General features: G+C 62.8%; 14 protein-coding genes and 1 tRNA gene. 9 read left to right on the plus strand and 6 right to left on the minus strand.

The window, feature by feature from the left end; translation table 11 throughout:
* Window positions 1-9 precede the first annotated feature (9 nt).
* Window positions 10-219: a hypothetical protein gene (locus GJR96_RS12065; RefSeq protein ID WP_151163143.1), complete on the plus strand. Its 210-nt coding sequence runs from the start codon at window positions 10-12 to the stop codon at window positions 217-219.
* Here the strand turns inward: GJR96_RS12065 and GJR96_RS12070 are convergent, their stop codons facing one another.
* The gene (locus GJR96_RS12070; protein ID WP_058570703.1) at window positions 220-528 is read right to left on the minus strand and encodes a cyclin; all 309 of its coding nucleotides are present in this window, start codon (window positions 526-528) and stop codon (window positions 220-222) included.
* Between the two features lie 76 nt (window positions 529-604).
* On the opposite strand from GJR96_RS12070, the gene GJR96_RS12075 reads away from it, so the two are divergent.
* The 6 genes from GJR96_RS12075 to GJR96_RS12100 all read left to right on the plus strand — a co-directional run bounded on the left by GJR96_RS12075 (window position 605) and on the right by GJR96_RS12100 (window position 5,875).
* Window positions 605-1,849, plus strand: coding sequence for a PQQ-like beta-propeller repeat protein (locus tag GJR96_RS12075; protein ID WP_151163144.1), 1,245 nt, complete (start codon window positions 605-607; stop codon window positions 1,847-1,849).
* A gap of 54 nt (window positions 1,850-1,903) precedes the next feature.
* Window positions 1,904-1,986: transfer RNA gene (locus GJR96_RS12080), tRNA-Leu, on the plus strand.
* Window positions 1,987-2,353: 367 nt separating this feature from the next.
* The gene (dacZ, locus tag GJR96_RS12085) at window positions 2,354-3,163 is read left to right on the plus strand and encodes a diadenylate cyclase (RefSeq protein WP_151163145.1); all 810 of its coding nucleotides are present in this window, start codon (window positions 2,354-2,356) and stop codon (window positions 3,161-3,163) included.
* A 1-nt stretch (window position 3,164) separates the two neighbouring features.
* A complete protein-coding gene (locus GJR96_RS12090) occupies window positions 3,165-3,977 on the plus strand; it encodes a mechanosensitive ion channel domain-containing protein (protein WP_151163146.1) in 813 nt (270 codons plus the stop codon).
* Between the two features lie 98 nt (window positions 3,978-4,075).
* Window positions 4,076-4,783: a hypothetical protein gene (locus tag GJR96_RS12095; protein ID WP_225317737.1), complete on the plus strand. Its 708-nt coding sequence runs from the start codon at window positions 4,076-4,078 to the stop codon at window positions 4,781-4,783.
* 66 nt (window positions 4,784-4,849) lie between these two features.
* The gene (locus GJR96_RS12100; RefSeq protein WP_151163147.1) at window positions 4,850-5,875 is read left to right on the plus strand and encodes a sensor histidine kinase; all 1,026 of its coding nucleotides are present in this window, start codon (window positions 4,850-4,852) and stop codon (window positions 5,873-5,875) included.
* 36 nt (window positions 5,876-5,911) lie between these two features.
* Here the strand turns inward: GJR96_RS12100 and GJR96_RS12105 are convergent, their stop codons facing one another.
* Window positions 5,912-6,421 carry an acyltransferase gene (locus GJR96_RS12105; protein ID WP_151163148.1) on the minus strand — a complete coding sequence of 170 codons (510 nt, stop codon included), beginning with the start codon at window positions 6,419-6,421 and terminating at the stop codon, window positions 5,912-5,914.
* 93 nt (window positions 6,422-6,514) lie between these two features.
* Window positions 6,515-7,801 (minus strand): phosphoribosylamine--glycine ligase, encoded by a 1,287-nt coding sequence (gene purD, locus GJR96_RS12110; protein ID WP_151163149.1) that lies wholly within the window; start codon window positions 7,799-7,801, stop codon window positions 6,515-6,517.
* Between the two features lie 148 nt (window positions 7,802-7,949).
* Between purD and GJR96_RS12115 the strand changes: the two genes are divergently transcribed.
* A complete protein-coding gene (locus GJR96_RS12115; RefSeq protein ID WP_151163150.1) occupies window positions 7,950-10,067 on the plus strand; it encodes a thioredoxin domain-containing protein in 2,118 nt (705 codons plus the stop codon).
* A 24-nt stretch (window positions 10,068-10,091) separates the two neighbouring features.
* Here the strand turns inward: GJR96_RS12115 and GJR96_RS12120 are convergent, their stop codons facing one another.
* The gene (locus tag GJR96_RS12120) at window positions 10,092-10,469 is read right to left on the minus strand and encodes a thioredoxin family protein (protein WP_151163151.1); all 378 of its coding nucleotides are present in this window, start codon (window positions 10,467-10,469) and stop codon (window positions 10,092-10,094) included.
* 154 nt (window positions 10,470-10,623) lie between these two features.
* Between GJR96_RS12120 and GJR96_RS12125 the strand changes: the two genes are divergently transcribed.
* Window positions 10,624-11,544: a PLP-dependent cysteine synthase family protein gene (locus GJR96_RS12125; RefSeq protein WP_151163152.1), complete on the plus strand. Its 921-nt coding sequence runs from the start codon at window positions 10,624-10,626 to the stop codon at window positions 11,542-11,544.
* 27 nt (window positions 11,545-11,571) lie between these two features.
* Here the strand turns inward: GJR96_RS12125 and GJR96_RS12130 are convergent, their stop codons facing one another.
* Together GJR96_RS12130 and GJR96_RS12135 are read right to left on the minus strand one after the other, a co-directional pair.
* Entirely contained in the window at window positions 11,572-12,024 is a 453-nt protein-coding gene (locus GJR96_RS12130) for a DUF5804 family protein (RefSeq protein WP_151163153.1), read from the minus strand.
* A 42-nt stretch (window positions 12,025-12,066) separates the two neighbouring features.
* A complete protein-coding gene (locus GJR96_RS12135) occupies window positions 12,067-12,321 on the minus strand; it encodes a hypothetical protein (protein ID WP_151163154.1) in 255 nt (84 codons plus the stop codon).
* Between the last annotated feature and the right edge of the window lie 40 nt (window positions 12,322-12,361).

The raw sequence follows: 12,361 nt of genomic DNA on the forward strand, positions 1-12,361 counted from the left end.
GTGTCGTCCATGCGCCACCCGCTACTCGCCAGTTTCGCGGTTGGTATCGTCGCCGCCCTCCTCGTCGGTGTCGCAGTCACCGAATTCGCCTCGCACTGGATATTCTTCTCGCTGTTCGTCGGGATTCCAGCGGGTCTCGTCGCAGGTGTCATCGCCATCGCCGCCACCTACGCGGTACTCACGCGCCGCGGACTCACACCGTCGGACACGAGCGACTGACTACCAACTCGGTGGCCGAAACCCCGCCTCGGTGAGCAGGTCTTTCCAGCGCTGCTGGATACTGAGTCGAGAGACGTCCATCGCGTCGGCGACGGCGGATTGTGAGCGCTCTTCACCCGCGATGAGTGCGCCGGCGTAGAGACTCGCGGCGGCGACCGCCTTCTTCGAACGGTCTTCGTCGGGCAGTTGCGTGAGGAACATGTCCGAGGCGTACGACCGGGCCTCGCTGCCGAGTTCGAGACTGTCGGCCGCGGCGTCGATGCGGGCCAACCACTTCTCGTTGTCTCGTTGGTCTCGGGCGCTGTACATGGTCGGCGTTGTGGGTGGAGCGACATAACCTCCCCGGCAGGACACCTTTTTGTGTCAACTCTTCTGATTTTACCCAATGGTCTCCAGACGGACGTTCCTCTCCACGCTCTCCGTGACTGTGGCGGGGTGTACGAGTACCTCGTCACCCGACCCGGTGGCTGAAACGTCGCGGACGACGGTCACACAGACGACCACCTCCCCGCCGACCACGACTGAATCAGCAACCAAAACGACGGAGACGACTCGTGAACCGGCGTGCGACGGTCGCTGGTCCCCGACAGTCCAGTGGTCGCTGGAAACCGAGGTTCGAGCGTTTCAACCAACGGTGGCGGACGGCGTCGTCTACGCAGGGAGTCAGGACGGGACCCTCTACGCCGTCGCGGCGGGCACTGGCCGCCTTCGCTGGCGCGTCCCTTCAGACCCCGGGTTCGGGACCGTCCCCGTCGTCTCGGGGCAGACGGTCACACTCGCAGGCTACGACGAGGTAGCGGCCTACGACGTCGCAACCGGTGACGAACGCTGGTCGTTCACCCCGCCGGGAGAGTACGCGTCGCTCACCGATTCGCACGGAGACGACGGGGACACCGTGTTCGTCGGCGCGTCACAACGACCGACGCCGGAAACGGACCCCGACAACGTCTACGACCGTGTGTACGCCCTCGACCGGGTCTCAGGTAACCGGCGGTGGCAGGTTTCGATTGCCAAGAGTGACGACCCCGACGCGTGGGCAGTGCCCGACGCCGTCGTCGTCGATTCGGGTCGCGTATTCGTCAGCACCGAACAGAGCGAACTGGTGGTCCTCGACGCTTCGGACGGGTCGGTCCGCTGGCGGCGACGATTCGGAGACAGCAATCACCGCCTCGCGTTGCCCGTCGTCGCCGGCGACAGCGTCTACCAGCAGGCCTCTCGCACAGGGTACGTCCTCGACGTCGAAACCGGTACAGAACGGTGGCGTGCACCCGCCGAACGCAGGCCAGCAGTCGCCGGGGACGCGTCCTACTGGATAGACGGGCTGACACTCGTCGCGCGTGCCACCTCGGATGGGTCGGTTCGCTGGAAGCGTGCGATTCCGACCGAAGGCTGTCCACGAACACCGAGGGTGGGTGACGGCGTACTCTACGTTCCGGTCGGATGCACCGACTCGAACGCAAGTATCCACGCGTTGGACCTCTCGAACCTGTGTTGGGTGGGGTCGTTCGAACTCGACTCCCGAAACGCGACGACGCCCGTCGTGTCCGATGGGTCGGTGTACGTCGGTGGGCTCAACGGGGCCGGAAACCTGTGGTCGCTCTCGGCAGTCGGCACAGACGACTCCTCGTGACGTTTATATGTTGGTGCGGAAAATGTGCGGTCGAAGGGCGTTAGTGCCCGACATGCGCGGGTAGCCAAGTGGCCAAAGGCGCAGCGCTTAGGACGCTGTGGTGTAGACCTTCGCAGGTTCGAACCCTGTCCCGCGCATTTTCTGTCCGAACGGTAGTGAGGACGAAAATCGTAGCAAGAGTTCGAATCAGGGAGCAACGCGGAGCGTTGCGACCGTGGTTCGAACCCTGTCCCGCGCATACTATCTCGAAAACCGTGAGAGACGTGTCTGCGCACAATTGGATTCGAATCAGTGAGCGACCGCGGTTCGAACCCTGTCCCGCACATTTTCTGTCCGAGCGGCTGCGAGGACGATTAATTCGGCCCTTCTTTGACCCGTCTACGTTTTCACAATCGAAACCGTCCCCGACCCAGCACAGAAAAATCCGAAATCACCCCCGAGAATCGCACGCCACACGTCAGACACGACACAACCCTTTTTCTCACCCGGTGTGTGTCTCCACCAATGGCGGCGTTATCCGAATTATTAGGCGACATCGTGACCGATGTCGATGGGCTCTTCCTCTTCACGCCGAGTCACTCGCACTACGAACGGTTCGAGGAGGCAGAGGTCCCGACTGTCGTCATCGCACCCGAGAACACTGTCGACGCGGAGACGTTCGTCGAACTGCCGTTGCAGTTCCAGAACGTCAAAGACCGCATTCGATTCGGTGTCGAGGGTGCGATGGAACAGAGTATCGTCGAAGCGGGCGACACGATTGCGTGCAACGTCGGCATCTTCGGTGGCGACCCGGACTCGGTCGTTCGGGTTCGCGTCGAGGAGAACATGCGCTCGGGCATCTACGACCTCTTCGCGAACTCCCGTGCCGACCCCGGCGTCATCCGCGACGTGTTCGGGGTCGCAATCGAACTCGGGAAGAAGGGACAGAAGGGTGAACCAGTCGGCGCACTGTTCATCGTCGGCGACGCGGGCAAAGTGATGAACAAGTCCCGGCCACTGTCGTACAACCCCTTCGAGAAGTCGCACGTCTACGTCGGCGACCCCATCGTGAACGTGATGCTCAAGGAGTTCTCGCGTCTCGACGGGGCGTTCGTCATCTCCGACTCGGGAAAAATCGTCTCGGCGTATCGGTACCTCGAACCCTCCGCCGAGGGTGTGGACATCCCGAAGGGCCTCGGCGCACGGCACATGGCCGGCGGCGCGATTACCCGCGACACCAACGCGACTGCAATCGTCCTCTCGGAGTCCGACGGCCTCGTTCGGGCGTTCAAGGGCGGGAAGATGATACTCGAAATCGACCCGGAGGACTACTGAGATGATGGGGTTCGTCTCGCCCCTTCCTCTCCAATCAATCGGAAGCCTCGTCGAGCGCATCGTCCAGACCGCCGGACTCCGGTTTCTGGGTGTCCTCGCCATCCTCGCGTTGGGGTTGGTCCTCGCGTACACTGCCGGGTCGCTCGTTCAACGACTACTGGTCGGTTTCGGCGTCCCCGACTCCATCGAAGGAACCGCGTTCGAGCGGACCGCGCGCGACTTCGACACGTCGACAGTGGAGATTCTGTCGTGGTTGACGCGATACTTCGTTCTGGGTCTCGCCGTCTTCGCCGCACTCTCGTTCGTCGGCATCGACTACGTCGACCGGTTCTGGAGTGTCGTCATCGCTATCCTCCCGCAACTGTTCATCGCCATCTTGGTCCTCATCGTCGGCATCGTCGTCGGCGACAAAGTCGAACTCCTCGTCGCCGAACGGTTCCGTGGTGTGAAACTCCCGCAAGTGAGCATTCTGCCATCACTCGCCAAGTACACCGTCTTCTTCCTCGCGTCGCTCATCGCCCTCTCACAGGTTGGTGTGGCAATTGTGGCGCTCATCGTCCTCCTCGGGGCGTATCTGTTCGGCCTCATCGTCCTCAGCGCCGTCGCGTTCCACGACTTGCTCAAGTCGGGTGCGGCGGGAACGTACCTCCTGTTCATCCAGCCGTACAGTATCGGCGACGAGATTGTCGTCGGTGACGTACAGGGTGTCGTCCAAGAGTTCGACATGTTCGTCACCTACGTCGAGGCGGAAGACAGAGAGTACATTCTGCCGAACGCCCGCGTCTTCGACGAAGGCATCGGGCGAATCCGCTGAACCCTGTTCACCCGTCTCGGCGGTTCTTCTCTCAGCAATCCGCCATAACAGTTTAGAAGTGGACCGGATATTGTCTCATATCGGATTCCCTGAATGCGATGACGAGAAACCTCCCCGCGCTCGACGTTTCTGCCCCTTCTCCTCGCGCTATCGAGGCGGCTGAGACCCTTCTCAGGGGGTTTCACTACCAGGACATGCGGGAGGCGTATCTCACCGACTGTGACTTCGGTGCCGCCCGGACCGCGGCGACGAACGCGACTGCGTACATGTCGGAGGCGTTCGAAATAGACTTCCCGAATCTGGCCGCAACCCGGGCCCACCGCGCCGGGGAACTGTTCATGCGCGCGTTGTTTCTCCAGGACGAAATCGAAAACAGGGCGTCGTTCTACGACTGCCTTGAACACCAAGTCCCGGACGGAACCTTCGTCGACGTTGCCCAGACCGTCCCCGAGATGTCTATCAACGATGACCCTCGGTGGCGGGACGTTCGGGCACTCCTCGAAGCGGTGTGTGACGAAGTCGACGTGAGTAGAGAGTACGCCGTCCTCCACGCTCGATTCTGGCGACTGCACGGCCAACGCCGCGATGGATGGCGCGGTATCGCACGACGGGCACACCGCATCAAACTCGCTCGCATGGTGCCGTCGGCGTCGGCGACAGATATCGACAAACTCGCCGAGTATTTCGTCGCCGGGGTGGACGACCACGACGACTGGCGGCGGGAGAGTCTAGAGCGTGACATCTCGTCCACCGTCGACGTCGTCGCACGGTACTATCAACGGGTGTTCGACTTGAGAACAGGTTGACATTTATACGGCCGAACGACCGCGGATAATAAGTATTCGTGGTGTAATTCTACCGCAAGAATCAGGATGGAGGATACCGACCCGGAACTCTACCGTGAAGCCTTCAGAAGTACGGATATCCCCATGCTGATTGCCGATACGAATTTCGCTTTTCGGGATATCAACGACGCTGGCCTCGACTTTCTCGGCTACGACTACGACGAGATAATCGGTGAGTCAGTCGGACTCATCGCGGGCGACGAAGAGGTCTACTACGAAATCATCGAGCACATGCTCGCCGGGGAATCGTGGTCTGGTGAGTTCGTCGTACGCCGGACAGACGACCGAGTCGTCTACGGTCACGGCTTCGCGACACCCATCGTCGTCGAGGGCGAGGTTCAGGGATTTCTCGCGTTCTTTCTGGACACCACGAAACAACAGCAGTACGAGAACGTCTCGGAAGTTCTCAGCCGACTCCTTCGCCACGACTTGCGTAACGAGTTGAACGTCATCTACGGCTATACGCAGCAAGTCGCGAGCAGAATCGACGACGAAGAGGCACTCGCCGAACTCCAATTGGTTCAGGACAAGGTCCTCGACATCGTCCACAAATCCGAACGGGCGCGTGACCTCCGCGACTTGCTCGAACGGTCGCACGACCGGTCGAACCGACCCGTTCGACTCGACACAGTCTTGCAAAAGCGGACCGTCGATGCGACGATAGACTATCCCGATGCCGAGTTCACCTTCGAGAACTTCCCTGAGGTGGAAGTCGTCGCAGACGACTTGCTCGGAGAGGCCATCGAGTGTCTCCTCGAAAACGCGGTCACCCACAACGACAAGGAGACGCCAGTGGTCGACATCTCCGTCGAGCGAGCAAACGGGAGTGTCTACATTCGCGTCGCAGACAACGGGCCCGGAGTTCCCGAAGCACAACGGGACCTCATCTTCGGCCGCGAAGAGTACGACCAACTCCACCACGGGACGGGCATCAGTCTCTTCTTCGCCGACAACGTCATTTCGTCGTACGACGGTGACCTCTGGGTCGAAGACGACGACGACGAGGGTGCGGTCTTCTGTATCCGTCTCGAGGAACAGGCCACAGACGAGTGACGTCTGTCGACGGCCGTTCGTCTCACCTCGCGTCTGTCACTCGGTGTCCGACATCGGTCGGGCCGGGACGCCGGCGACTGTCGTCCCCGGTGGCACGTCGCGGGTGACGAGCGAATTCGCCGCCACCTGTGCGCCTGCGCCGATTCGAACACCCGGCAGGATGGTCGCCTTCGCGCCAATCATCGCCCGTTCACCGACGACGACTTCACCAGTTCGGTACTCGTCTTGCAGGAACTCGTGACAGAGGATGACCGAGTCGTACCCGATTATCGCGTGGTCCTCGATAGTCACGAGTTCCGGCCAGAACACGTCCGGCGTCGCCTCCAACCCCCACGAGACGCCCGTTCCGACGGTCACTCCGATTCGTCGGAGCGCCCAGTTTCGAATTTGCAGCGACGGCGCGATGCGGGCGACGAGGACGAACAGGTAGTTGAGCATGACGCGCCAGACTGGTTTGGCGTCGGTCCAGTACTGAAGCGAGTTCAACGGCCCGGGCGTCGGGTGGTGTTCGATTCGCTCGTGTCGCGGGGTGGAGTCGTCGGTCACGGCAGTCGATTAGACGGCAGGGGTAAAAGCGCCCACGCCGTGTCGGCGCGAATTCGAGAAAATCGGTGTCCGGGGTCGTCGGTGCCCGTTCGGTTACTCGCCGCGAATCTCGGCCATGTGGTCGATACGACGCTGGACGAGTGCCTCGGTGCCGATGTCGTGACGGATGTGGAACCCGTCGCCGGCGTCGGCGAGGGCGCTCTCGGCTATCTGTTCGGCCTGCGAGATGGTCTCGGCGTGCCCGACGACGGCGAAGGACCGAGAGGTAGTCGTGTAGAGGCCATCGTCTCGGGCGTCGACGCTCGCGTAGAAGAGGAGTGCGCCACTGTCTTCGTCGACTTCCACCGTAATCTGTGCGCCTGCTTCGGGGTCCGTCGGGTAGCCCTCGGGAACGGCGTACTTGCAGACGGTCGCTTTCTCGGCGAAGTCGAGTTCGGGAAGCGACTCACCTTCGCGTGCAGCGACGAGCACGTCGAGGAACGGGGTTTCGAGGACGGGAAGCGTGTTCATCGCTTCGGGGTCGCCGAACCGGGCGTTGAACTCGATGACCTTCGGTCCCTCGCTCGTGAGCATGAACTGGCCGTAGAGGATGCCCTTGTAGTCCGGCATCGCGTCGACCACGGCCTCGATGACCTCGACTGCCGCGTCGTAGTCGCCGTCTGCCATGAACGGGAGCGACGGCGTCACGTCGGTGTAACTGCCCATGCCGCCGGTGTTCGGTCCCTCGTCACCCTCGTAGGCGCGTTTGTGGTCCTGCACGGCGGGACTGACGCGGAACTCGCCGTTGGCGACAAACGCCTGAATGGTGAATTCTTCGCCGACGAGTCGCTCTTCGAGGACGACTCGGTCGTAGTCGGAGTCGCGGAGGTACGCTTTCGCTTCCTCTGGCGTCACTTGGTCGCCGATGACCTTCACGCCCTTTCCACCCGTCAGACCAGCGGGCTTGACTGCGAGGTCACCGTCGTACCCGTCGATGTAGTCGCACGCCGCCTCCACGTCGTCGAACGTGGCGAAGTCGGGGTTACCCGGAATGTCGTTTTCCTGCATAAACTGCCGCTGGAACGCCTTGTCCGTCTCGATGCGGGCCTCGGCCTCCTGCGGGCCGAAGGTGTAGATTCCGGCCGCGTCGAGGGCGTCGGAGACGCCCGCCGCAAGCCCCGACTCGGGACCGACGATTGCGAGGGTTGCACCGACGGACTCGGCGTACTCGACGATGTCGTCGGCCGCCGTCTCCGAGATGGTCTCGAAGTCCTCGGCCAGTTCGGCGATGCCGGGGTTCCGATTACTCGCGCAGGCGTACAGGTCGCAGTCGGGGGCCAGTGCACGGGCAATCGCGTGCTCGCGCCCGCCGCCACCGACGAGAAGGACGGTTTCGCTCATACTCGCATACCTTGCGCACGGGAGTGTAAAGATTGCTCTTCAGTCATCGAAAAATGGGCATGTTTGTGAGTACTCGCGTCGCTGGAGCAACGCCGTCGACGTAACCGTCTCCACGCCGCTTTAGTTCTCGGAGTGCCGTACTCGAACTATGACCGACCCGGTGGGACGCAACCGACTCGACGAGGAGCAAAGCCCATACCTCCGCCAGCACGCGGACAACCCGGTCAACTGGCAACCGTGGGACGAGACGGCCCTCGAAGCGGCCCGCGAGCAGGACAAACCCATCTTCCTCTCGGTGGGCTACTCAGCGTGTCACTGGTGTCACGTCATGGCCGACGAGAGTTTCTCCGACGACGGCATCGCCGAGATTCTTAACGAGCACTTCGTCCCCGTCAAAGTCGACAGAGAAGAACGCCCAGACCTCGACCGAATCTATCAGACCATCTGCCAACTCGTCACCGGCGGGGGAGGGTGGCCCCTCTCCGTCTGGTTGACGCCGCAAGGCAAGCCCTTCTTCGTCGGGACCTACTTCCCACCGGAACCGCGCCGCGGCGCACCCGGATTCCGCGACATCGTCGAGAGTTTCGCCGAATCGTGGCAGACCGACCGCGACGAAATCGAGAATCGCGCAGAGCAGTGGACGCGCGCCATCACCGACCAGTTGGAAGAGACGCCAGACGTTCCCGGCGAAGCGCCGGGGTCGGAAATCCTCGACCAGACTGTGCAAGCGGCACTTCGGGCCGCCGACCGCGACCACGGCGGATTCGGAAGCGGCGGACCCAAGTTCCCCCAACCCGGTCGTATCGACGCTCTTCTCCGCGGCTACGCTATCTCCGGCCGGCGCGAGGCGCTAGACGTTGCCATCGACGCCCTCGACGCCATGGCGAACGGCGGCCTGCGCGACCACCTCGGCGGCGGGTTCCACCGATACTGTGTGGACCGCGAGTGGACCGTCCCGCACTTCGAGAAGATGCTCTACGACCAGGCGGGACTCGCACCGCGCTACCTCGACGCCTACCGTCTGACTGGAACTGAAGAGTACGCTACCGTCGCCGCAGAGACGTTCGAGTTCGTCCGTCGCGAACTCGGACACGACGACGGCGGCTTTTACGCCACGCTCGACGCTCAGTCCGGTGGCGAGGAAGGGACGTTCTACGTCTGGACGCCCGAAGACGTGCGGGAACTCGTCCCAGAACTCGAAGCAGACCTCTTTTGTGACCGCTACGGCGTTACGCCCGGCGGAAACTTCGAGCACAAGACGACGGTGCTGAACGTCTCGGCGACGATTCCTGAACTCGCCGAAGAGTACGACCTCGGCGAGAACGAGGTTGAAGAGCGCCTCGAAAAAGTACACAAGGCGCTCTTCGTCGCACGCGAAGGCCGCGAACGACCCGCCCGCGACGAGAAGATTCTCGCTGGGTGGAACGGTCTGATGATTTCGGCCTTCGCGCAGGGTGCGGTCGCACTCGAAGACGACTTGCTCGCCGACGACGCTCGCCGGGCGCTCGACTTCGTGCGCGAGTACCTCTGGGATTCGGACACTGAAACGCTCTCGCGGCGCGTGATGAACGGCGAGGTGAAAGGCGACGGCTACCTCGAAGACTACGCCTTCCTCGCGCGCGGCGCGTTCGACCTGTATCAGGCGACCGGTGACCTCGAACCCCTCGCGTTCGCGCTGGACCTCGCACGGGCGACGCGCCGCGAGTTCTACGACGACGAGGCCGGAACGCTCTACTTCACGCCCGAGAGCGGCGAAGCACTCGTCACGCGCCCGCAGGAAGCGACCGACCAGTCCACGCCGTCGAGTCTCGGCGTCGCCACCTCGCTGTTCTTGGACCTCGAACACGTCGCGCCCGACGCGGGGTTCGGCGAGGCTGCAGACGCCGTCCTCGAAAGCTACGCGAACCGCATCCGCGGAAGCCCACTCGAACACGTCTCACTCGCACTCGCCGCCGAGAAAGCCGCCAGCGGTGTTCCCGAACTCACGGTGGCCGCCGACGAGATACCCTCCGAGTGGCGCGAAACGCTCGCGTCTCGGTACTTCCCCGGTCTCGTCGTCTCACAGCGACCTGCGACGGACGAGGAGTTGGACTCGTGGCTGGACGAACTCGGACTGGACGAGGCCCCGCCAATCTGGGCGGCCCGCGAGGCTACCGACGGCGAACCGACCGTCTACGCCTGCGAAGGATTCACCTGCTCTGCGCCGACGCACGACCTAGACGAGGCGCTGGCGTGGTTCACCGCGGGCGACGAAGACGACGCGTGAGGCGGTAGTTGCGTGAGACGGTAGTCAGGAGAGTTGGTCGGCGAGGAAGACGGCAATCGGAACGGCCTCTTCCTCGACGAACCGTGCGACTTCTTCGCCGTCTTTCTCGACGACGACGGTCGGAATGAGTTCGACGTCGTACTCGTCGACACGCGGGCCAACCTTCGACCCGTCTTCTGCTTTCTCGACGGGGTAGTGTTCGATTCTGTCTGTGTCGACGCCGGCGGCGTCGAGTGCGGCGGCGAAGTCGGGCAGTTGCCGTCGGCAGTCACCGCACCAGTCGCCGCCCCAGACTTTGAACGTGTAGTCGTCTGCACCCAGTGCGTCGACGGCGTCCGCGTAGGAGTCGGCGTCCCACGCCGGATTCGGTTGCATCGTCTCGAGCGTCTCTGCTTCGGCCATGCGGCGGACTAACGCACGAACCGATTTAACGGGTACGCTCGCGGCGGTGCTCGCCAGTGTTGGAGACGGCCCGAGTGGTGGGTTTGTCCGCAAACAGTGGCCGAATCCACCGACTCCGCCAGTCGTTTACGCACGCACCGAGAACCGGAGGGCGATGGACGACAGTATCCTCGATGCTATCGGGTCGCCGCTGGTCCGTGTCGACTCCCCGGCGGGGTCGACCATCGCGGCGAAGATAGAGTCCAAGAACCCCGGCGGGTCGGCGAAAGACCGTCCGGCGCTTTCGATGGTCGAAGCGGCCGAGGAGGCCGGCGACATCGAACCGGGAGACGAACTCGTCGAACCCACCTCGGGGAACACGGGTATCGGACTCTCGGTCGTCGCCGCCGCGAAGGGATACGACCTGACTATCGTCATGTCTGCGTCGATGTCGCCCGAGCGCCGTCGAATCATGCGCGCCTACGGCGCGACTATCGAACTGGTCGAGGGCGATATCTCCGACGCGAAAGACCGCGCCGACGAACTCGAAGAAAAAGAAGGCATGTACCAACTCCGTCAGTTCGAGAACCCGGCGAATCCGGAGGCACACTACCGGACGACGGCCGAGGAGATTCTCGAACAGGTCGGCGACCGGGAAATCGACGCCTTCGTCGCCGGCATCGGGACGGGCGGAACTATTTCCGGGAACGGGCGACGACTCAAAGAGGAGTTCCCGTCGATGGACGTCGTCGGCGTCGAACCCGCGGCGAGCGCTGTCCTCTCGGGCGGCGAAGTCGACACCAACGAGTTTCAGGGGATGGGACCGGGATTCGTCAGTCCCAACCTCGATACCGACCTCTTGGACGACGTCGAAGTCGTCGAGTTCGACGATGCTGTCACCGAATGTCGCCGACTCGCCCGCGAGGAAGGCATCCTCGTCGGACAGTCGTCGGGGGCATCACTCCTCGCCGCGAAACGTGTCGCCGAGCGAATCGCAGACTCCGACGCAGAAGACGGAGACGAACCGCTCGTCGTCACGGTCTTCTGGGACTCCGGCGAGCGCTACATGTCGACTGGCATGTTCGACGAGGAGTAAGCGAACAGTCGTTCTTTCCGCGAGGAGCTATCTGCCGAATTCGTCTTCTGCGACGCGAACGATTACCGTCTCGTCTACGTCTCGCAAGTCGTAGGAGGGAACCGACCCGTCGAGACGCGTGACGTACATCGGTTCGACGAGACGCCCGTCTTCGACACCGTATATCGCGAGGTGGTCGCCCGTCTCGTCGGGGTGGACCTGCCCGTCTCTGACCTGACGTGCGAGGTCACGTGACAGCCATTCGGTCTCGGAGATAGACGGTTCGAGGACGAGAGAGAACGCGGCGAAGCGCACGAGGTACCAGTTGAGGTCGTTCAACAGCGAGACTGCCGCACCGATACTCACCGTCTCGACGGCGAGCGAGTTCTCGAACGGTTCGGTGATGTCGTACGTCGAGAGCGCCGCACGGGCGGTGTCCCTCGACAACAACTCGTACTGGAGGTGACTCCCTTCGGACCCGACGATACAGACCTGCGTCACGTCGAAATGGACGGGTGGGGTTCGGTAAAGCGGTTCCGGTACTCAGACGTGGCGGGACCACTCGTCGGCGCACGACTCGTCACAGAAGACGACACGCTGCCGTTCGAAGGTGAGTTTCCCGGGACCGTCGATATCCCGGTCCAAGACCATCTGATAGTGGTCTTCGCGCATGTCGACGCGGGCGTGACACGCGGCACACCGCTCGACACTGTCGGTCCAGTCGGTTCGTGGTGCCCGGTGGGACACGCGCCACTCCGGACCAGGGTGACTGCGGCCGAGGCGCGATGTTCGTGACATACGAGGAGTCTGGAGCTGGACGTGTATAAATCCATTTTTG

It is taken from the genome of Haloferax litoreum (assembly GCF_009674605.1).
Taxonomy (GTDB): domain Archaea; phylum Halobacteriota; class Halobacteria; order Halobacteriales; family Haloferacaceae; genus Haloferax; species Haloferax litoreum.